A 20,773-nucleotide genomic window follows, 5' to 3' on the forward strand; every position below is an offset into this window, starting at 1 on the left:
GGATCAGGCTGGCAACCGCGCGCAGCCCGCCCTTCTGGACCTATAGCATCACGGTGCCGCTGCCCGTGCCGCCCTACGCGACCGGCAGCGCGCCCGATTTAGAGGGCGCCAAAGGTGCGAAGCCTGGGAACCGTTCTACGCTGGCCTGAGCCCGAAAGAGCATCGAGCACTGGCACGAGACGCAGGACGCAGGACGCAGGACGCAGCGAAGAGGCGCTCCGGGCGCGATGGGGATCGATAATCCTTTGGGTAGGGCGCACTTTGGCGCCACTTGTGCTATAAATGTCCGTCTTAGCCAAAGCTGAGTTGCCGGCCGCATGGGGGCACGCCATGGCTGAAATCTTATATCATGCAGGCATCATCGTCTTGGGCTTAAGCCCTATCGCAATCGCTGCAATTGTAGTGCTTATGTGAAGATGCCTCGATCAGCGGACTAAACACACAAGCGATGAAATACATCGGCGACCGCCCCTACTCTGATCCCGAAGTATCATGAGAGCGGAGCGTTCGTGCGGACGACACAAGGGGGGAAAGACCTGTTCGCTTGAGCTGGAGCACGAAAGAGGCCGTCAACTAAGGCGGCCAGAAGGGTTCAACATGCAGCCGAAGATCAAAGAGCATATGTGCCCGGCCTGCAATGGAACGGGCTTCCCCGCCGTTACTGAGCCTGTGCAACCGGGTCACAAAATCTATCCGGTCAAATGCAAGGTCTGCGAAGGTAAGGGCAAGATCGCGGACGCCGACTAAGGCGGCTTCGACGCAGCTACGCCGCCCGTTTGAAACTCTTACAGGCGGCGCGGCCTTCTAGCCCCGAGAGGGAACGAGCAAAATCCCGGCATTGATGCGTCTAGGCGGCGAACTGAAAGGTTCAGCCTACGGCTCGTCTTTTTGAGACAGCGCATTGGCTACGGTGGAAGATTGCCGCAAAGCCGCTTCGCTGGCGGCCAATGTTCTGTAGCTGTTTTCCATAGCTTCGAGGTGAAAGCGCGAGAAGTCGTCCTTAGCGCTCTCCTTGGCTAGGCGGTAATGCTCGGCTTTCTCTAAGTATTCTTCGGGTGTCATGTGCAATCAAGAGGATTGAAGTCCGGGAGGGCGCAGCCAATCGGTCATGCTCGCGGCTGCTTCAGCTTGCCGGGCCAGCTTTAGCAGCGCTTCCTTCTCGATACCTGGGGCAAGCGCTGCGGCCTGATTGCGCAGCTGCCTAGCGCTCTCCAAAAGCCGAGCTTCCAATGAATCCGTGTGAATGACGCGGCGGCGTAGCTGCCCCATGCCCTTTCCCTCGTTCGGTTCCCTGCCCGGAGCGGGGACTATAATGGTCAGGCAAGTGTAGGGTTCCTAAGAGGCGAGGATCGCAGTTAGTATCAGCGCGCTGAAGGCAATTACGATGCATCCCGCGATGGTCACACGGTCCAATGTCATGTCGGTGATGCTGGCCAGCTGGCCGGAATGTTCGTTGATCTGGGTCAAGCCCGCAAGGCGGCCTTACTTCTGGTCGCCTTTCTCGCTGTCCGGGGGCTGGGAATGTCGGCCGAGGAACGTGTCAGGGGGCGGCAACGCCAAGGCTGACTTGGCTTCGGCGATACATTCTTGTGCCAACTTCAATAGAGCGGAGTCGCCCCGGCGCGGTCGAAATATGATTTGTTGCGGCAGTTTTGGCATCACTACACCAACAAAAGCTAATTTGGTTTCCTCGCTTCCCTCAGGAACATCAAACGTCGCTCTTGGGCGCGTAGTTCCATGGCACATGCCGAATGGACTCGGCGAGTCTGCTCTACAATTTCCTTGCTGCGAGCAATCGCCAATTCGGCGGCATCGAATAACGCTTGCGTTTCCTCGCTGACCTGGTCGGCCATGGCATACTCCCCTTGTGCAGGCGGGAGCGCGTCACGGTCTCTCAGCCACCGACGCCTACGGGCAGAGCCTCGGCCGGTGATGCCGGAACAATGATCCTGCCCGGAGACGATTGCAAGGAACTTCGTTCAAACGCGACTGGCTGGAGGAATGTTCATGAGAGCGGCACCTTCACGCGGATGACCCCGGCCGGCAAAGACGTGTTCGAATAAAAACGGCCCCAGCGAGGGGTACACGCTGAGGCCCGAGTCTGAGGTGCTGAGTCCTCAACAGATGAAGAGGCAGCTCGCGCCACCGACCAGCGCGATGAAATGACCCGCCGCTAGTCCTACGAAGCTGTATTCTACGCCATCCATGTGAGCGAACTGAAATATCAGTCTGCGGCCCGACGTCCGTTCCCGCATTTGCATATGCCGGTCAGAACTAATGTCCTAGTCCGGTTCCCAGCTTAACTTATGCAAAGACTTTTGAAACGATCGCCTGTAGTTGCTCTTATTGGGTCATGCAGCAGGCAGCCGAAGTCCACCTGGTTCGCGTGACGACCGATGACGGGGAGGTCCAGATCTGGCTTGCCGCGACCTCGCGTGATGAGGCCATCGACCGTGTGCTGGACGCTATCCCGGAAGGATGGGCCGTTAGCCTCATCAAACGACAGCTACCGCCCGAGCATATCCCGGCGCTGAAAATGACGGTCGGGGAAGTACGCCGGATCTCCTGTCTTAATTCCTCGCTGCGAGTGTCCAACTAGGACAGCAAGCGCGGCTACCCATGGTGGCACTGCGGACGAACAAAGTCTCAGCTTTGAACTAGAACGTCGATTAGGCGCGTGGAAAACGCACGCCCCGTTCAACCATGTTAAAGCGGATAACAACTGCTGGGGTCTAGCCTCACTGCTGTACCTTACTTTTCAAGTGCACACGGTGGCTGACGAACCGGCTTTCGAACCCAAACCGACCGATCTGTGGCGTGTCCTATTTTCCATCGGGGCCTGCGCTGCTGTTGTAGCAGGCGTCTATCTCACAATTCGTTTTGTGATCGGTCATTGATCCGGTAGCATGGGGCTATACTCGTAGTGGGACGATCCCCCGTACCTTCCCGGTGCTTCCCGCGCGCGTCGATTGCTAAATCACTGACATGCCCACTACCTACCAGCACCGAGGCGTTCCGTTCAGCGTCACCCGCCAATACGGCGATCAATTCGAGATCGTCATTGAACTCGACGACGCAGTACCGTGCGCACGAGGCTGCTTGAGCTGGCAAAGCGGCGCGCCGAAATGCTCATCAACCGCAAGTTCAAGGAGAAAATCAGGGTTGTCTGAGAACGCGGACTTCCCTAACGCCGCTCAAAAGCGGGGCGACGCCGGCCGAGTACTGGGCTGGACTACAGCACGCGATCGACAAGGGCTGTACGCATCCGGTCAGCACCCCGGGCAGGCGCGCCGATCAGCCGTGGCGCTCAGGCGGCAGCGGCTTTGGACTGTCGGGTCGCCTTCCAATTCCACGGGAGTAGGTCGGCGACACTGTTGGCGGGGTGATCTGGAAGCCTGGCCAGCATGTCAGCGAGCCAGGCTTGCGGATCAACGTTGTTCATCTTGCAGGTCTCGATCAGGGTATAGACGGCGGCGGCACGATTGCCGCCAGCATCTGAACCGGCGAAGGTCCAATTTCGTCTCCCGACAGCCACACCGCGTAACGCTCGTTCGGCAGCATTGTTCGAGAGGCAGACGCGGCCATCGTCCAAGAAGCGAGTGAACGCCGCTCAGCGGTTAAGCAGGTAGTTGATCGCCTTTGCGGTATCATTGTTTGAGGAGAGCAAGGTCCGCTGCTGGCGCATCCAGATCTCAAGATCAGCAACGATCGGCACGGACTTCTCTCGACGTACCGCAAGCCGCTGTTCTGGCGTTTTGCCGTTGATAGTGCGCTCGATCTCGAACAGGATATCGATGCGCCGCACGGCCTCGCTGGCAATCGGCGCCTCTCCAGATTTCGCCAGGTCGAAGAACTTTCTGCGACCGTGGCTCCAACAGGCCGCTTCAAGGATCGGAGCTGGCTTCCTTTGCGCCTTGTAGAGCTGGTTATATCCATCAAAGGCGTCGGCCTGCATCAGGCCCACATAGCCGGCAAGATGGCTTTGCGGGTGCTCTCCAGCCCGGTTGCGTGAGTAGTAGAACAGGGCCGCCGGCGGACCTGTGCCGCCAAACGGCCGGTCATCGCGAACATAGGTCCAGATCCGGCCGGTAACCGTCTTAAGCTTGGCCAGTACCGGCACCGTCGTATCGTCGGCGTGGATGCGTTCCGCGCTCATGACGTGGATCCGGATGGCCTCAATAATGGGATCGAGTGCCACCACGCAGGCGCCGACCCGATCCGCCAAGGTCGAGACGTCGATCTCGATCCCTTCGCGGGCATAGGTCTTGCTCTGTCGGTTCAACGGCTGATGCAGCAGGAACTTGTTGACCAGCACCATCGCCAGCAGGTTCGGCCCGGCAAAGCCTCGCGGGATCGGATGGAAGGGCGCCGGAGCCTCTGTGATCGCCTCGCAATCTCGACAGGAGAACTTTTCGCGGACATGCTCGATAATCTTCCAGCGCCGCGGCTCGCATTCCAGGGTCTTCGATACCACCTCGCCGAGCTTGTGCAGTCGCTCGCTGCCGCACTTGCCACATACGCAAGGAGCGGGTTCGACGACGCGTTCGATCGGAAGATTGTCCGGTAACGGAGGTCGCGGCGGCCGTGGATTTCGCACGCGCTGCTGTTTGGCGGCTCCCGGCGCTGCAAGCTCGGCCTTGATCTCCTGCTCCGCCTGGGTCGCTTCAAGATCCTCGATGGCGAGTTCAAGCTGCTCGACCAGCAGCTTGCCGCGCTCAGAAGATTGCCCGAACTGCTCTCGCCGTGCCTTGGCCAGCATCAGCTTCAGTCGCTCGATCTCCAGCCGGCCGACGGTCACCTCGCTCTTGGCCAGCGTCAACTGCTCGCGCTGCGCAAGGATCATCGCGTGTGCTGCGGCAAGGTCGGTGGGAAGCTGATCGGAGGGCGTCGTCACGAAGACGAATCAACCATATTCGTCGCAAAAAATCCCGCTCGATTTAACCGGAAGCCTGTGGACGCCAGGTTGCCTGCGGCATCCGCCAATCAATTCCGGACAGAAGATACGATAGCTGCGCAACGCTGATCGTCACAACGCCGTCCGCCAGTAACGGCCACAAAAAGCGCCCGCGCTCCAGCCGCTTCGTGAACAGACACGCGCCCTGGCCATCATGCCAAATAATTTTGATCAGGTCGCCGCGGCGGCCCCTAAAAACGTAGAGATCACCAGCGTGCGGATCACGCTTCAAGCTCTCCTGGACCAACCGCGCAAGGCTTGGAAAGCCGCGGCGCATATCGGTGTGGCCGGTCGCAAGCCACACCCGCACATTACCCGGTATGGCAATCATCGGCGCTCAAGTACCTCGAGGACCCGCGCCAGCGCTTCCGGATCGACGTGCGCGTCCACTCGGATGCGTCGCCGGTTGCCAAGGTCGATCTCGATCAAACCAATACGCGCGGCTGCTGCCACAGACCGCCCTCGGCCATCACCCGCAGATAAGAGCTTCGGAGTCTCCTCCGCTTCCGTAGCGGCGATCTGCACCGGCACAAAAGATGGTACGGCCTGCTCGGATGTCCGCGCTTGTCGACGCCAGGTGAACACCAGGCTGGCCGCTACGCCGTTGCGACGCGCAACCGCAGTGACCTTTGCGCCCGGCGCCAATGTCTCCTCGACAATCCGCGCCTTGTCATCCTGCGACCAGCGCCGCCGCCGCTCCAGCCCGCCTAAAACCTCGACCCGCATCGCCTGATGACCTTAAAGCTAGACTTAAGGTTACACGCTTGGCCAATTACAGCGCCTCAGACAAGACGGCGCCCGTCGGATGCGTACCAAGGGCTGGCTCGAGTACCACTAGAGCGGGACGTTCGTGCGGATGACGCAGCCGGGGAAAGACCTGTTCGCTTGAGTTTGGAGGATGAAAGAGGCCGCCAACTAAAGCGGCCTTACTCCCGATTGTCGCGATGCGCCTTGGTCTCTGTCCGAGCGCTAGCGCTGTTGTGTATGCTGTGACGCAGTTCGCGCAACTGTTCGTCGAAGGCCTCGGTGAGGCTTCGCCTCTCGTTCCGCAGTCGGTGGCCTTCTTCGATAGCCAATTGCGCACGAGCAAATAGGGAATCTGTCATCCCTCAGCGTTTCATGCCCGCGAGCCCTCGCTTATGTTAAGGCGTTTCCTCGGATCGCTCGATTATATCGCCAGCTCGCTGGGCAAGTTCTCGACACCAAGCCACATGTTCTAGGCCGTGTACTCATCTGTGGACGCCCCGCGAGATGCAAGCGGTTTTTGAAGAAGATCGGCACGTAGTCGGATGCTGCCATCTGTCCGGCCTCTGATGGTGCAGCGATGAAGCTGCGGGCCTGTATGGGAGTTCGCAGACCGGAACCAAATCATAAAAGCGTGCTCCAGGCACAATGAGTACATCTGGTTCTTCCGGCCTCGTCTCGCCGACTGTTGCGCCATACCCTCCTTCGACCGACTACATCTCTGACGACCTCTGGCCCGCCAAGATCACGCCTTGGCGGCAACCGGAGCCCTATAGTTCTCCTGCTTCACAAGGAGCGCCCAGACGATCCGCGCTATCTTGTTCGCGAGCGCGACCGTTACCAGCATGCGCGGTTTGCGAGCCAGCCTGTTCGAGCCACGAACCCCTTGGCGCGCCGCGTTTGCTCGCCTGTTGCACGACCGCGCTGCTGCCGATGATGAGGAGGCGCCTGAGCGTGCGTTCGCCCATCTTGGATGTCGCACCGAGCTTCTGCTTGCCACCTGTCGATCTTTGAAGAGGCGTGAAACCGAGCCAGGCCGCGAAGTCACGGCCTTTGGCAAAGGTCTCGGCCGGCGGTGCTAGAGCGGCGATCGCGGTGGCGGAGATTGGGCCAATGCCGGGAACGGTCATTAGCCGGCGCGATACTTCGTCCTCGCGAGCACGTCGCGCGATCTCCTGGTCGAGGTCCGCGACCTTGCCATTGAGCGCGGCCAGCAGGTCCAACATCAATCGGAACATGGCGTGGGCCGCTTTGGGAAGCGAGCTGGCCATCTCTTCTTCCTCGATCAGGTCGGTAAGCATCGCCACGTGCGAAGGCCCCTTAGGTGCGATCCAACCATATTCAGTGAGGTGTCCTCGGATCGCGTTGATGAGCTGCGTTCGCTGCCGCACTAACAGGTCACGGGTCCGAAACACCAGACCCGCCGCCTGCTGCTGTTCGCTCTTCACGGCCACGAACCGCATGCTCGGCCGCTGCGCTGCTTCGCAGATCGCCTCGGCATCGATCGCGTCGTTCTTCTGGCGCTTCACAAACGGCTTTACATAGGCGGGAGGGATCAGCCGAACTTCATGGCCAAGCTGGGCGAGCTGACGGGCCCAGTGATGGGCTCCGCCACATGCCTCCAGCGCTACCGTGCAACTCGGCTGGGCTGCGAAGAAATCCACCAGCTTTCCTCGGCTGATCCGTTTGCTGAATATAGCTCGCCCTTTCCTGTCCGCTCCATGAGCGTGGAAAACATGCTTGGCGATATCCAGACCGATTATGCTAACCTCCGACACGGGCGCCTCCCTTAAGTGGTGCTAAACACCTCCACTTTGGCACATCGATGCCGTCGGCGGGGCGTCCACCCCATCATAAATCAGGAAGCGCGGTAACGGCGCATTTCGATGTCCGCTTGTCCCCAAACAGCGGTGCAAAAGCGGACGTTGTCGGACTTCCGAAAAGGGCCATTTCCGGACTCATGCACCGCAGCAACAAGGGTTTCTGTTCGATCACCTCCTCGGCACCCGCGCACCGAGCTCATTCGGGCAACCCAGCTTTGCGGAGACCCTCGGTATACAACTTCCAGCGTGATTGCCCGCCCCGGGCGATCCACGCAGATATTGTAAAGGCGGGATCGACCTTAAGCACATGCGCCGCCCACTCACGCGCCTCTGCGTCGCGTCCGAGATGGGCGAAAGCGGCGGCGAGACAGCGGTAAGCCGACGAATAGGGGTTCTGACGAAGGGCCTTCTTTCCAGCGACGATTGCCTCGTCAAAGCGCCGAAGCTCAATCAAGGCCACCCCCATCCCAGTAAACGGCCGGTATAGCAGCGGGTCAAGCGGGCTCAAGCGGATAGCACGTTCAAAGCTGCGGAGCGCTTCCTCCGGCTGAACTGCAATTGTATAGACCCAACCTCGTCCATTCCATGCGTGATGTGAATTTGGATTGAGCTTGACCGCCCGCTCTACCATTTCGATCTCACGTTCACTATCGCTGACCATGAATGCCGAGGTTGCGGCAGCCATTGCTAACGTGTCTGGATCATCATCGTCGACGCTCAATGCATAGCGAGAAAGCCGGATTGCTTCCTCCCGCTCGAAATCAGAATCCTCAGCATAGCCAAAAAGGACGTTGTTCATGTGACAGAGACCTGCCAGAGCAGCGACAACGCCGAACCGGGGATCTAGCTCCAAAGCCCGACGAGCCAGCCTGATCGCCTCGGCCACCCCTTCACTGGTCATTGGGTAGTACTGTTGCGCGGCTCGAAGATAGAGATCATAGGCGGTGAGGTTTTTCGATCGTCGCCGCGCCGCCTCCGCAATTTCTGTTTGAAGTAATTTCGGGTGAATGGCTGACACGACCGCAACTGTGACTTCGTCCTGAAGAACGAAAATATCAGTCAGGTCGCGCTCGAACCTGTCCACCCAAATGTGCGCGCCTGTCACCGCATCAACCAACTGCCCAGTGATGCGAACTTTGCCTGACGCCTTGCGCACCGACCCCTCAAGGACGTAGCGTACGCCAAGTCTGCGCCCGACTTCCTTAATATCGACGGCTCGGCCTTTGAAGATGAAGCTAGAATTACGAGCGATCACGAACAACGATTTGAACCGCGAGAGCGCGGTGATGATCTCCTCAACCATTCCGTCCGCAAAATATTCCTGCTCGGGATCGCCGCTCATGTTATCGAACGGCAATACCGCGATGGAGGGCTTGTCGGGGAGCGCAAGAGCGCTCTCGGGCGCATCGCCCGGATCCGGGCCCGCAACTTCTCGCGTCTCCTGCACCTGTCCGACGAAACGGAAGCCCTTGCGCGGAAACGTTTTGATGAGGCGCTGCTCCTCGCCGGTATCGCCGATGGCCGCGCGGACAGCATTCAGGCGGGTCGTAAGCGCAGCATCGGACACAATGCGACCTTTCCAAACGGCGTTGATAAGGTCGTTCTTGCTGACGACGCGCTCCCTGTTTCGGATCAGGTATTCGAGCAGATCGAACACCTGTGGTGTAATGGAAACGACCTCTGCCCCGCGATGCAGTTCGCGCCGGTCGATGTCAAATGCGAATTCCTCGAAGCGATAGCGCAAGTTGCCAACCCTCACGGTGTCCTCCCTTCGCAGGAAGGCATCTTCGCACACCCAATAATAAGCCGGTGGTATGAAAAATGTAAACCGATGGTTGAGCGGGTTTTGAGCCGTGGCATCTCATCCGATGTGGCGGATTCCGACTTCCGGTTTGGGTCATTCGCGTCACCATCCCTCAAGCGCCCGCAACCGGGATGCCCGCTTCACCCCGGAAGCGACTGAACTATTGCGTTGCCGCGAAATGACGCGAAGGGCCAAATGCCGACTATGCGCCTTCCAGCCGCAGATCACAGTTCTGCGCCCAACAAGCCGACACCGCCAATTACGACGATTGCAGCTTTAGGCTGGTTGTTCTCGCAAGCGAAGGAAGCGCGGTCTTGCCGACCGACGCAATCTGTGCGGGGAGGCTTGCCGATTTATCGCCCTGCGCGCAACGCGACGCGCTCGGTCATGTCGCGTAGCCGGCCTCTCCCTTTGTGAGCCATTTCACACAGTAGCGAAGCGCAGCCCGATATGATTACTTGAGGAGCTGCTCCCCAAAACGGGAGGTCGAGATGCCAACGTCATCTCACCTTTTGCGATGGTCGACCGAGATGCTGCCGCAGCGTGCGCGGTTCTCGACGTTTCGTGAGGAGTTTGCGCGGCTGAACCTCGCCTTAGACGTGATAGATCACAGTGGCGGCCGCCCGCGTATCGACGTCACCTTCTTGTCGCTCGGCGCGGTTGGCGTTTGTCACCTTGTCGCGACGCCGGTCGAATTTATTCGTCACAGACACCACCTCAAGGATAGCCGTGAACAATTCGGACTGAACCTCGTCGAGGCTGGACCGGTCCAATTTGCAAATGCTGGCCAAGAGCATGCCTATGATGTCGGCTCCGCTTGTTTGGTTGACCGAGGAAGGCCGCTGCGAGTATTTGGACCGCGTGGCGGGAACGTCAAATTCGTAACCGTGCAGGCTGCCGCCCTAAGGTCTCTGGTTGCCAACCCGGAAGATCTATCAGGTCGGCCAGCGCGTTCCGGACCGGCGCTGAAACTTCTCAACTGCTACCTGCGGTCTCTGGCATCCTTCAAAGAACCTCCGTCATCAGAATTGGCCGCCACCGTCAGCGTACATCTCCTCGATCTTGTAGCCGCGACGCTCGGGCCGACCGACCAAGCAGCAGAGATCGTTACGGAGCGCGGTGTGAAGGCAGCAAACCTACAAGCGATCCTGGCAGAGGTCGCGAGACGCTACAGCGATCCCAATTTCGATCTGAATAAGGTCGCTGGGGCGATCGGCATGTCGCGGCGATACGTGCAAAAATTGCTCGACGAGAGGACCGGAAAGTCGTTCACCGAACATCTTGCAGGATGCCGGCTTGAGCGTGCCTTCGTGATGCTGACTGATCCGCACCATCTGCATTTGGCCATCATCGATATCGCGTATGCAGTCGGCTTTGGTGACGTTTCTTATTTTAATCGCATGTTCCGCCGGCACTTCGGCGAGACGCCCTCAGGTGTGCGCGCCGCATCGACCATGCGGGAGCAGAAGTGATCCTGCGGCTCCTAACAGTGCGCCGACCATGCAGCTGAATGTGAGTATTTGTAGGCTTCGCGAACACCCTTTTCTTTAACATCATCGCTAAGAGGCGCACGCAGACATCGCAGGAATGAACGCTAAATGCGGCATAGGACATTCGGCGACCGGTCGATGTCGGCTCCGGGTCACAAGCCGACCACGGCGCCCCGCTTGACCTTGGTCGGCTTCCCTCCTGGCAGCGGACAGCCGGGCATTCTGAGAAAACGTCGGCTAAGGGCCAATTCCGGAGTCCACCCGCTGACTGGCCATTCAATGATTACCACCGTCGATAACGCGGAGAGCCGGTTGGCCTGCCGTGAGCGGCACGTTGTAGGTAACGACCGGCTGGGTGAGACCCTTCAAAGCAAGCGCGCCAAAAGGTTCAGTCGCAACGCTTCCTTTGAGTGCCACATTGACGCGCTGACTGAGCAGAATTTGGCCGTCCTTGGCCTCGCCGCACAGCCGCGCCGCCACATTGCACACGGTGCCAATCGCAGTGTATCCGGAGCGCTCGGAAAATCCGATCTGGCCCAGGGTCGCGTAACCTTGGGCGATGCCAGCGCCAAAGCCCAACTCACGACCTCGCTCGCGCCAGGCCGCGGTCAGCGACGACGCAGCCTCGCGCATCGCGATGGCCATCTTGACCGCGCGCTCGGCCGGGTCGGGGATCGGTACGGGGTCGTTGAAGAACACCATGATCCCATCGCCGGAGAACTGGTCGAGCGTCCCCTCGAACTGGCTGACGAGCGGACCTAGCGCGCCGTGATACTCGCGCAGGAAACCCAACACCTCCTCGGGCTCGGCTTTCTCTGTGAAGGCGGTATAGCCGCGCAAATCGCAGAACACGACGACGATCTCGCTGCGGTGGCTTTCGAGGATCTTCTCATTTCCCTGCGAGACGATCAGTTCGGCCAGTTGCGGAGCGAGGAAGCGCTTCAGACGTCCAACCCGGCCCAATTCCTCGACTTGCTCGGCGACACGCGCTTCGAGTCCCCGATTAAGCTCCGCCACTTGATCGGTCCGGGCGCGCAGTTCCTTGAGCAGCCGCGTGTTCTCGATCGCGATCACCGCCTGTGCGAAGGCACCCCATCAAACGGCGCGATGAAGTGTGGCGGCGTTTCTTGGTCGGGCGCATACAATTGCGGCACGCTTTGCGCGGCCATTCGCGCCACTCGCCGCAACCTGTCGCCTTCGTCCTGGATCAATCAGGTCGAGCGCTGGTTCGCTGAACTCACCAGAAAGCAAATCCAGCGAGGTGTTCACACCTCCGTCAAGCAGCTCGAGGCCGACATCCGTACCTTCATCGACCTGCACAACAAAAATCCGAAGCCCTTCAAATGGACCAAGTCTGCTGACCAGATTTTGGCTTCCGTCAAACGCTTCTGCCACAAAGCCCACCAGACTTTATGTGGTGAACTTTAGATTCACGTGACTAGTCCCCCGAAATCCTCGACCGCGCGTTCGATCACGGCGCGGCAATGCTCGGGGCTGCGAAGGTCTCCGGCGACGAGGACGGCCCTGCGCCCTTCCGCCTGGACCAGCGTCTTCACCTCTTGAGCGTCGTCGTGCTCGTTGAGATAAGAGATGAGAAGGTCGGCGCCTTCGCGGGCGTAGGCGATCGCCACGGCGCGCCCGATGCCGCTGTCGCCGCCAGTGATAACTGCTCGCTTGCCCGCCAACTTGCCGGAGCCCCGATAGCTGGATTCGCCATGGTCCGGACGCGGGTTCATTCTGGCGGTGGCGCCGGGCATCGGCTGCTTCTGGTCGGGATAAGGCGGCTTTGGATAGTCCGGCATAGCTCTCTCCGCAAAACTGATGGATTTCAATTGCGCAGCTGAGCAAGTGTTCCTGGAGGCTGGCCCCACCGAATGGCAAGACGAATTGGCAGGCGGACCTTCCCCTTCCTCGCCACGCGAGTGCGTTCACCCTCAATCCGAAGGACTGCTGCGTCCAAGCTCATTCAAAAGGATTGAGGCGCAACCAACTTAGTTTAGCGACACGCCCTTCGTGACTTTGTACGTTGCTCGGAAGATGGAGCTGAAGCTTCGGCTTCCGAGGGAATGCGTGATGAAGAAAACTAGAAACCGGGTCAAACAAACGGTCGCTGCAGGAGCGACTCGCTGCGTTCGCGGTGGATATTTTCCAACAAGCGTCTCAAATGCCTGCAGGGTCGAGCGCGACCATCTCTTGAAGAGGGCTGACACGGCGGAGATCGCAGCAGACGTCGACGAATGGGTCTCCTCGGCGGGGCCTCAATCGCCGACGCCATAGGCTTGGAGCGCTCTTCCGACGCGAACCAGACCGGCACTTTCCTCCCGTCGATCGTGTCGTATTCTGAACGACGTGAATGGCACGAGACAGGACTGGCCGTCGAACTCTGGCAACCCGCGGATCTCGGTAATCAGACCTCAAGGATGACCACCACTTCCACCTCGCAACCTTTTGCCGTGGGCGTCCTGATCATGCTGCCTTTCATCTGCGCGGTCATCAGGTTGATCAGGCGCGTCCCCAGGCCACTTTTGGCCTCTGACGGGCATCCGATTCCATCATCCCGTACCGTGATTGCGACCTGCTCGTTTCTGCTCCGGACATCGACTTCCACGGTGCCCGGTCGTCCGTCCGGAAATGCGTATTTGAAGGCGTTAGTCACCAGCTCGTTGACGATCAAACCGATCGATGCAGCTTGCGAGCTCTTCACAGCGATTTCTTCGCTGGTCACCCGTATCGCAATCGGGCGCAAGCCCCGGTGGAAGTCAGCGAGGCTTCCGCACAACGCCTCCAGATAGGCCGAGAGATCGACCGTGCTGTTAACGGAGGTGTCGCGCAGCCTGTCATGGACCTTAGCGACCACCTCGATGCGTGCGAGGGCGGAGGTGATCGCCGCTTGCACGGCAGGGTTGGAGTCTGATCGCGCTTGCAGTCGCAGGATCGACATGATCGTCGCGAGGTCGTTCCTGGTTCGATGCGCCAGCTCGATCAGCAGCACGTCCGCGTAAGCCTTCGCTTCCGAGTGCTTCTCCAAGGTGGTACGCAAGGCTTCGGTCACTGCCGCGATGCACAGCCCGCTTATCAGGAAAATCAAGAGCGGCAAGATCTCAGCGCTCAAAGGCGGCGGCATAAAGTATCGCAGGGCAAGCGCGGCGCTCGCGCCAGTGGCAAGGAAGCCGGATCCGCGATCGAAGATGACTGAGGCTAGGAAGATGGCCGGAATGAACAACACCAACGGATAGGACGCAGAAGTCGGCGTGAAGTGGACATGATAGTGAGGCCGGCGAGCGAGCCACGCTTTGATCTTGGGCGTCTTGTGGGTGGCGTAGTTATCCATGACGATATGGACAGCGAGCCCCCTCAGGGATTTGAGCGTCGATCTCTTTGAGGAACTTCAAAAACTCGACTGCCCGATGGCGCTTGTAGCATTTGCCGATGACGAACCCCGAGGCGACATCGAGCGCCGCAAAAAGCGTGGTCGTGCCATGCCGCACGTAGCTGTGCGTGCGACGTTCCGGCACGCCAGGCATCATCGGCAAGACCGGCTGCTCGCGATCGAGGGCCTGAATCTGGCTTTTCTCATCGATGCTGAGGACAAGGGCTCGGTTCGGTGGGGATAGATAAAGGCCGACGATATCGCGCACCTTATCGACGAACAGCGGATCGCTCGACAACTTGAATGTCTGGCTACGGTGCGGCTGCAAGCCGAATGCCGACCACATTCGGCGAATTGTGGTGTGGGAAAAGCCAGTTTCCGCAGCCATCGAGCGGATCGACCAGTGCATCGCGTCGGCCGGTGTCGTGCGCAATGTCCGCTCGATTACCTCGCAACCTGATCGTCGTCGATGGTGCGAGGGCGGCCAGGGCGGGCTTCGTCAAGCAGGCCATCACAGCGATCTTTCAAAAATCGACGGCGCCACTTGCCAACGGTCTGTTCATGGATGCCGAGTTCGGCGGACACAGACTTGCTTGGCAAGCCATCCGCACATCGCAGGATCGCGCGGCATCGCTCAGATAGCGACCGCGCAACATGATGACGACGAACTTGTCTCTCTAGGTACGTCGCTCCTGCGGACTGAGCACTAACGGCGCGATCGGCCGGCCTCTCACACCTGCATTCCCCACAAGCGCTCTCCTCTACAAAGATTCGAGCGTTCAACTAATGTGACGAACTTGCGTTCCAGATGACTAGCACTACTTTGGCAGAATCTATTTGTGCCGGTGTTTTTCAAGGATTTGTTTTCGGCAGTATGGGCACCGCTGAGATGGCGGCCGAAGGATGAGACCGACGATGGCGTGACGCACGGCGGGCATGGTTGGCTGAGGCGGAGGTCCGTTGATTCTTTTTTTTCCGCCCCGCGTGTGCGAGGCGGCGATGCTGCAGGAAGGCGTAGGCAATCATTGTCATCAGGGCGTGGCGATGAAGACCCTGCCATGATCGCCCCTCGAGGTGATCAAGTCCGAGCTCCTCCTTCAACTGCTGATGCGCCTGCTCACAAATCCATCTTGCCTTGATGGTGGCGGCTAGTGTGCGCAGATCCGTCGCCGCAGGGAGATTGGCAAGATAGTATTTCTTCTCCCCTGAGGCACGTTGTTCGCCAATGAGCCAAGCTTCGTCGCCCGGGAGATGCTGCTGACCCTTATCCCAAATCCGCTGAGGAGGGCCGTCGGCGGTGCGGACACGGAGAGCAGCAAATCGGGCTTTCAGCCGACCTTTCGTCCCGCTGCGCCAGCTCACGGCTTTCCATTTGGCGCTGGCCAGCATTTGTTCTGCCGCAATCGACAAGATATCGGGCACGTGGTGCTTTCGTGGTTTCCCGCGGACTTTGGTAATCGGCCAAATGAGTTTCACATCGACCGGATACACCTTCAGGTGCCGAGGGATGCCGACAGCCCAGACCAGCCCGCGCTCTGTTAGCCCTTGTCGAAATGGTGCGCTAAGTCCGTGTCCTGCATCCGCCAGCACACATCCAAAGCGCACGTTGGCTGCCATCGCGCGATCAATCTCGGCCAAAGCAATTTCCGGCTTGGACCGTGGCGTTCGGTGTTCGACTGGCACGCGAGCACGCGTCAAACGAGACACGTCGCTTGTCCAACTGTCAGGCAGAAAGAGACGTAACGCGACCATCACTGGCACTTCGCCGCGCGCAAGCGTCAAAGACACCAGCGTTTGGCAATTTGCCGTTTTGCCGAGAGCCGACGCGTATTGAGCCGCAACACCAACCGAGCGTTCGCCCTTCTTCGGTAGTGAGGTGTCATCAATAACGAGCACCGCATCCCTACCGCCGACAAGTCGGTCCGCCTGGTTAAGCAGCTCCGTCTCCAGCGGCGTCGCGTCCCAGACACCGTCCGCAATGAAATGGTGCAGCTGGTCGTAGTTGCCCGTGGCAAGGCGCTCCGCCATCGGCTGAACGCTCTTGCGATCGCCAGGACCGATCAGTCCCGCAACATAGAGAGGACACATCCGTTGCCGAGTCTTATGACCCAGCCGATCCAAGAACGGCATCAGCCAACGTTCAAGTTCGTCTTCCCATCCCGCCATGGTCAGCCCTCCAGAGCCGACCACCCATGAATCATTGAAAAATTGATTCGGGAATCCTATAAAGCACAGCAAACCGGACAATCTGCCAAAGTAGTGCTAGGACGTGGACTCATTAACGCGCAGCGATAGGCGGATGGATGCAAGCTGGATGAATGCAAGATAGTTGGCCGCGAGCTTGTCGCAGCGGGTTGCCACACGCCGACAGTGCTTGATCTTGTTGAAGAACCGTTCGACCACGTTGCGCGCACGATAGAGGTATTGACTGAAGCATAGCGCCTCTGTCCGATTTCTTTTTGGTGGGATGTTAGCCCAAGCGCCGCGCTGGTGAACAAGGGCTCTGATCCAATCGGCGTCATATCCACGGTCGGCGAGCAGCATTGTTCCCGACTTCAAGCGAGAGAGGAGTTTTCGTGCGAGCCGGTTGTCGTGCGCCTCACCAGCCGTCAGTGCGAGCTGGACCGGCAGCCCATTCACATCGACCAACGCATGAATCTTGCTGGTCAACCCGCCCCGTGATCGGCCCATGGACTGTCTTCTGTTTCGAGCGATGCAGGCACCGTGCTGATGTACGCGGACAATAGACGTGTCGATCATCTGTACGGCGCCGTCATGGGCGCCAGCCAGAGCGTTCATGATCTTGGCCCAGACACCAGCACGCCCCCAGCGAACGAAGCGATTGTAGCAGGTGCTATAGGGGCCGAAGCTGCTGGGCAGATCGCGCCATGGTGCGCCAGATCGTAAGACCCAGAAGATGCCGTTGAGGACACGACGATCATTCACCCGCGGCACGCCGCGAGGTTTATTCGGCAGCATCGGCCTGATGGCATTCCACTCATCATCGGTGAGTTCGTAGCGCATGATTCGAGCCCTTTATTTGGAGGGTTGAATCACGGGACGGCGGTCAGTCTCAACATGCCCTGTCACAAGCCCTTTTGGTCGCTATGCATCCGAAGCAAACCTATTATGCTCACTGTGAGTTTTGTCGGTCGATGACCCAAAGCGGAAATCGTGAGGAGGCCAACCCGAGGTCAGCTTTGCACCTCGACCTGGCGTGCGCCAGGCAAGCAAGCTAGTCAGGCATCATTCCGCTGGCCCTGATCGTGGCGTCCGCTGTGGTTAGGAATCTGATGAACGCCTTACCAGCTTCAGGTTCTTTAGCATTCGCGCTCATGGCCGCGGCGATCTGTGAAATTAAATCAACGTCAGCTGGCAGCTCGCCGACAACATCGACGCCTTTCACCGCCATAAGTTCGCTCATCTGCTGGATGGCAAGTTCGGCCTCACCGTTTGCAACGAACTCAGCGACATTACCTGTCGGCAGCGTCTTGCCTTTTGCCTTAAGCTGATCGGCTATGCCGAGACGCTCGGCGACTGCAATCAGATGCTTCCCGCTTGCGCCCGCAGTGACGTAAGCCACTGACTTTGCGTTCACTAGCGCCTGCTTGAACGCGTCCGATGTGCGAATATCAGGCTTCGGTTGACCAGCGCGAACGGCGAGACCGAGCCCCGCACGTGCAATATTGGTTCGTGTATCTGACGCAATTTTTTCCGCCTTCTCAAGGGCATCCAAATTAGAGGCGATTAAGATCACGACGTCAAAGTTGTCGCCCTTGGCGATCTCCTCTTGCAGAACCGGGGAAGCTGCGGCTCTTACGGACAGGCTATGGCCAGTGCTGCTTTTGAAAGAAGGCTCAATCTTGCCTATGACCGATTTGAACGCATTTGTTACGAGCACCCTGATCTCAGCAGCCGATGCTGAGCCAGCAACCAGACAGCAGAAAAGGGCTAGGCTGAGGGCATTCGCTAATCGCTTCATCTCTGTCTCTCCAAAGCTGGTTCAGGAGCATGCGAAATGTTCGTCCCTACAGCGTCTAGATCAGCAGCATACGCGTCCATGCGCAATAGCGTCCTCCGAGAGCTTTGTCGGTAGGGGGCTGCGCTTGACGAATGTCTCCTAGTGGCCCTTCTCGGACCTTCTGCTTCTGCGCCGCTACCTGGGGGACAAGCGGACATCAGGTATGCCTACTCCAAGCGGTCGATTTTATGAGAACGCGACCTAGACATCCTCGTGAACAACGCCGCTCACCAGGCCAGCTTCAAGGATATTGCTGCTATCTCCGACGAGGAATGGCGGCTGACCTTCGACGTCAATATCCACGCGATGTTTTATCTCGTAAAGGCGGCAGTGCCGCATATGCGGTCAGGCAGCGCGATCATCAACACGGCATCGATCAATTCGGACATGCCGAATCCAATTCTGCTCGCGTATGCCACGACCAAGGGCGCGATCCAGAATTTTACCGGAGGACTTGCGCAGATGCTGGCCGATAAGGGCATTCGCGTGAATGCCGTCGCGCCGGGGCCGATCTGGACTCCGCTGATCCCATCGACGTTGCCGGACGAGTCGGTCAGGCATTTTGGCAAGCAGGTTCCACTTAAGCGAGCGGGCCAGCCCGCCGAGCTTGCGACGGCCTACGTCATGCTCGCCGACCCGCGTTCGAGTTATACGTCGGGAACGACGGTCGCAGTTACCGGTGGAAAGCCGTTCATGTAGGACATTGACAAAGCGGCTTTCCATCGCAAATCCGCCGCCGCGCGCGACCGCAACGATTGTCATTCCGCGAGATTGAGCCGCGCTACGAGCGCGTCTGGAGCATCCCGATCGCCGCCGCCATTGAACCAGCTCGATCGAGACGCGGCTGGTGCGGATGATTGCGCCGGCATCGCCCGGGACGCTGACCCAGGCGAGCGCGCCCGCAAGTTTATCGGGTGCGTTGTAGCGTCCGACGTCCACGCGGTCGCGACCAAAGTATTATCCGGAAGAAATAGGCTGGCCGCATGCGCAACAGGAGCTGCGCATTCGAGGGGTTGTGCAAGGCGCGCTCGATCTGGCCGGATCGAGAAAAAACGCGGCCCAGCCTGCGCGGAAGCGGGCGTGATGCCTCAGTGAGGCTCTCGATGCTGCACAGGCGACAACCAGTGGTGCCAACCAGGCAGCGATGACGGTGCCTGAAGCGCTCCCCGCTCGCCGAACCAAGCCAGATCCGTGGCTCAATGCCTGCATCTCGCGGCACGATTTCGTGTGACGCGAGACGCTTGTATGAGAAATTTGCCTTGCGCTGCCCCTTCTTGCCGATCGGCGAGCCGGGCCGCTTCCATATTGCTCTTGCCATTCAAGTCCTCCTGCAGTCGTTCTTGAACGAAGGCCTCAGCAATTCGGTCCCGATGAGCAGGAACGGCAGGATCGGCGGGACGTTCTTCGTTGACCAGAGCCAACGGAGGCTTCAGTGCGCGTCCGACTTGCATGGATAATTCTTGTGCTGTCTTATGGATTGGCGATTGCACAGCCTGCTAAGCCGGCGGACGATCTTCAGGCGCCGACCGGGCGTTCGGCGCCGGAAGACAAAGGTCAATTGCAACCGCAAGGCTGGACCGGGCCCGTCAACACCGGGGCGGGTGGCGCTCCTCCGGAAAGTCCCCAAGGGCAAAGTCCGCCGAGGATGCAGCCGGCGCCGGACGGATCGACGAAGACCACGGTCATGCCTCCCAAATAGCTTCATGGAGCGCTAGGTGGTGTGGACTCTAAGGATTCCCTTTTAGGCGCAAATCAGATTCAAGGCTTCTTTTGGGAGGCAGCCTTGGGTGTGATGGATCGCTTGGTGTTGAGTGACACGGCCTGGGAGCGCATGGCGCCGCTCATCATCGGCCGGCCTGACCAGAAGGGTTCGACCGGACGCGACAACCGGATGTTCGTGGAGGGGGTGCTTTGGATCGTTCGTACGGGTTCTCCCTGGCGTGATCTTCCGGAGGCGTTTGGAGATTGGAACAGCGTGTTCCGGCGCTTCAGTCGATGGAGCATCAAGGGTGTATGGTGGCGGATCTTCGAGACAAATGTCCGATGATCCGAACTTCGAATATCTGATCGTCGATTCCACCATCGTCCGGGCGCATCAGCACGCCGCCGGGGCGAAAAAAGGGGGTCTGAAGATCAGGCGATCGGCCGCTCGCGCGGCGGCTTGAGCACCAAGATACATATGGCCGTGCGAGGTTTGGGATGTCCCGTGCGGTTCACACTCACCGCAGGCCAGAATGGCGATGCACCGCAAGCCGCCACATTGATCGAGGGATTGCCCGCCGAGGCCGTCATGGCCGATACGGCCTATGACGCGGATCACTTGCGCCAGGCCATCGCAGCCAAGGGGGCGCTCGCCGTCATCCCCAACAATCCGTCACGCGCACTCAAACATCCGCTCGACAAGCATCTCTATGCCCAGCGCCACCTCGTCGAATGCTGCTTCAGCAAACTCAAGCAGTTCCGTCGCGTCGCAACCCGCTTCGAAAAGACCGCTCGAAATTACCGAGCCGTCGTCACCCTGGCTGCCATCGTCCTATGGATGCGATAACTGTCCACACCACCTAGCG

The 20,773-nt window shown here is 59.3% G+C and carries 14 protein-coding genes and 9 pseudogenes; 7 read left to right on the top strand and 16 right to left on the bottom strand.

What is annotated here, in order from left to right:
- Positions 1 to 597: 597 nt before the first annotated feature.
- Complete coding sequence (locus ACVWY5_RS31710) at positions 598 to 747, top strand: hypothetical protein (RefSeq protein ID WP_321176687.1); 150 nt, start codon at positions 598 to 600, stop codon at positions 745 to 747.
- Between the two features lie 126 nt (positions 748 to 873).
- Here the strand turns inward: ACVWY5_RS31710 and ACVWY5_RS31715 are convergent, their stop codons facing one another.
- The gene (locus tag ACVWY5_RS31715) at positions 874 to 1,062 is read right to left on the bottom strand and encodes a hypothetical protein (RefSeq protein ID WP_028352060.1); all 189 of its coding nucleotides are present in this window, start codon (positions 1,060 to 1,062) and stop codon (positions 874 to 876) included.
- Between the two features lie 614 nt (positions 1,063 to 1,676).
- On the bottom strand, positions 1,677 to 1,853 hold the full coding sequence (locus ACVWY5_RS31720) for a hypothetical protein (RefSeq protein ID WP_321176686.1): 177 nt from the start codon (positions 1,851 to 1,853) through the stop codon (positions 1,677 to 1,679).
- Between the two features lie 500 nt (positions 1,854 to 2,353).
- Here ACVWY5_RS31720 and ACVWY5_RS31725 point away from each other — a divergent pair, with 500 nt between their 5' ends.
- Positions 2,354 to 2,599 (top strand): hypothetical protein, encoded by a 246-nt coding sequence (locus tag ACVWY5_RS31725; protein ID WP_028352058.1) that lies wholly within the window; start codon positions 2,354 to 2,356, stop codon positions 2,597 to 2,599.
- A 708-nt stretch (positions 2,600 to 3,307) separates the two neighbouring features.
- On the opposite strand, the pseudogene tnpC reads toward ACVWY5_RS31725, so the two are convergent.
- From tnpC to ACVWY5_RS31750, 5 genes and pseudogenes are all read right to left on the bottom strand, one after another.
- A pseudogene (gene tnpC / locus ACVWY5_RS31730) lies at positions 3,308 to 4,843 on the bottom strand (IS66 family transposase).
- Between the two features lie 94 nt (positions 4,844 to 4,937).
- On the bottom strand, positions 4,938 to 5,285 hold the full coding sequence (gene tnpB / locus ACVWY5_RS31735) for an IS66 family insertion sequence element accessory protein TnpB (protein WP_028338269.1): 348 nt from the start codon (positions 5,283 to 5,285) through the stop codon (positions 4,938 to 4,940).
- Complete coding sequence (gene tnpA / locus ACVWY5_RS31740; RefSeq protein ID WP_028338270.1) at positions 5,282 to 5,680, bottom strand: IS66-like element accessory protein TnpA; 399 nt, start codon at positions 5,678 to 5,680, stop codon at positions 5,282 to 5,284. The genes tnpB and tnpA overlap by 4 nt, the downstream gene beginning before the upstream one ends.
- 763 nt (positions 5,681 to 6,443) lie before the next feature.
- Positions 6,444 to 7,476 (bottom strand): annotated as a pseudogene (locus tag ACVWY5_RS31745) (IS110 family RNA-guided transposase).
- A 241-nt stretch (positions 7,477 to 7,717) separates the two neighbouring features.
- On the bottom strand, positions 7,718 to 9,265 hold the full coding sequence (locus tag ACVWY5_RS31750; RefSeq protein ID WP_028352283.1) for a winged helix-turn-helix domain-containing tetratricopeptide repeat protein: 1,548 nt from the start codon (positions 9,263 to 9,265) through the stop codon (positions 7,718 to 7,720).
- Positions 9,266 to 9,816: 551 nt separating this feature from the next.
- Between ACVWY5_RS31750 and ACVWY5_RS31755 the strand changes: the two genes are divergently transcribed.
- A complete protein-coding gene (locus ACVWY5_RS31755; protein WP_080673065.1) occupies positions 9,817 to 10,797 on the top strand; it encodes a helix-turn-helix domain-containing protein in 981 nt (326 codons plus the stop codon).
- 294 nt (positions 10,798 to 11,091) lie between these two features.
- On the opposite strand, the gene ACVWY5_RS31760 is transcribed toward ACVWY5_RS31755, so the two are convergent.
- The gene (locus ACVWY5_RS31760) at positions 11,092 to 11,889 is read right to left on the bottom strand and encodes an adenylate/guanylate cyclase domain-containing protein (protein WP_051383900.1); all 798 of its coding nucleotides are present in this window, start codon (positions 11,887 to 11,889) and stop codon (positions 11,092 to 11,094) included.
- A gap of 123 nt (positions 11,890 to 12,012) precedes the next feature.
- On the opposite strand from ACVWY5_RS31760, the pseudogene ACVWY5_RS31765 reads away from it, so the two are divergent.
- Positions 12,013 to 12,243: pseudogene (locus ACVWY5_RS31765) on the top strand (IS630 family transposase); the annotation flags it as partial.
- Between the two features lie 11 nt (positions 12,244 to 12,254).
- Here ACVWY5_RS31765 and ACVWY5_RS31770 read toward each other — a convergent pair.
- The 7 genes and pseudogenes from ACVWY5_RS31770 to ACVWY5_RS31800 all read right to left on the bottom strand — a co-directional run.
- Positions 12,255 to 12,617 (bottom strand): annotated as a pseudogene (locus ACVWY5_RS31770) (SDR family NAD(P)-dependent oxidoreductase); the annotation flags it as partial.
- A gap of 470 nt (positions 12,618 to 13,087) precedes the next feature.
- A pseudogene (locus tag ACVWY5_RS31775) lies at positions 13,088 to 13,181 on the bottom strand (SOS response-associated peptidase); the annotation flags it as partial.
- A gap of 41 nt (positions 13,182 to 13,222) precedes the next feature.
- Positions 13,223 to 14,041, bottom strand: coding sequence for a histidine kinase dimerization/phosphoacceptor domain -containing protein (locus ACVWY5_RS31780; RefSeq protein WP_321176965.1), 819 nt, complete (start codon positions 14,039 to 14,041; stop codon positions 13,223 to 13,225).
- Between the two features lie 6 nt (positions 14,042 to 14,047).
- A pseudogene (locus tag ACVWY5_RS31785) lies at positions 14,048 to 14,934 on the bottom strand (IS630 family transposase); the annotation flags it as partial.
- Between the two features lie 103 nt (positions 14,935 to 15,037).
- A pseudogene (locus ACVWY5_RS31790) lies at positions 15,038 to 16,386 on the bottom strand (IS701 family transposase).
- A 61-nt stretch (positions 16,387 to 16,447) separates the two neighbouring features.
- A complete protein-coding gene (locus tag ACVWY5_RS31795) occupies positions 16,448 to 17,209 on the bottom strand; it encodes an IS5 family transposase (RefSeq protein WP_038381771.1) in 762 nt (253 codons plus the stop codon).
- A 211-nt stretch (positions 17,210 to 17,420) separates the two neighbouring features.
- On the bottom strand, positions 17,421 to 18,167 hold the full coding sequence (locus ACVWY5_RS31800) for a substrate-binding domain-containing protein (RefSeq protein ID WP_051383899.1): 747 nt from the start codon (positions 18,165 to 18,167) through the stop codon (positions 17,421 to 17,423).
- A gap of 240 nt (positions 18,168 to 18,407) precedes the next feature.
- On the opposite strand from ACVWY5_RS31800, the pseudogene ACVWY5_RS31805 reads away from it, so the two are divergent.
- A pseudogene (locus ACVWY5_RS31805) lies at positions 18,408 to 18,905 on the top strand (SDR family oxidoreductase); the annotation flags it as partial.
- A gap of 87 nt (positions 18,906 to 18,992) precedes the next feature.
- Here ACVWY5_RS31805 and ACVWY5_RS31810 read toward each other — a convergent pair.
- Positions 18,993 to 19,145: pseudogene (locus ACVWY5_RS31810) on the bottom strand (formate dehydrogenase accessory sulfurtransferase FdhD); the annotation flags it as partial.
- Positions 19,146 to 19,998: 853 nt separating this feature from the next.
- On the opposite strand from ACVWY5_RS31810, the gene ACVWY5_RS31815 reads away from it, so the two are divergent.
- Complete coding sequence (locus tag ACVWY5_RS31815; protein ID WP_456671783.1) at positions 19,999 to 20,253, top strand: transposase; 255 nt, start codon at positions 19,999 to 20,001, stop codon at positions 20,251 to 20,253.
- Between the two features lie 12 nt (positions 20,254 to 20,265).
- Positions 20,266 to 20,754, top strand: a complete 489-nt coding sequence (locus ACVWY5_RS31820) for an IS5 family transposase (RefSeq protein WP_456671784.1) — start codon at positions 20,266 to 20,268, stop codon at positions 20,752 to 20,754.
- Positions 20,755 to 20,773 lie beyond the last annotated feature (19 nt).

It is taken from the genome of Bradyrhizobium sp. USDA 3256 (assembly GCF_054058275.1).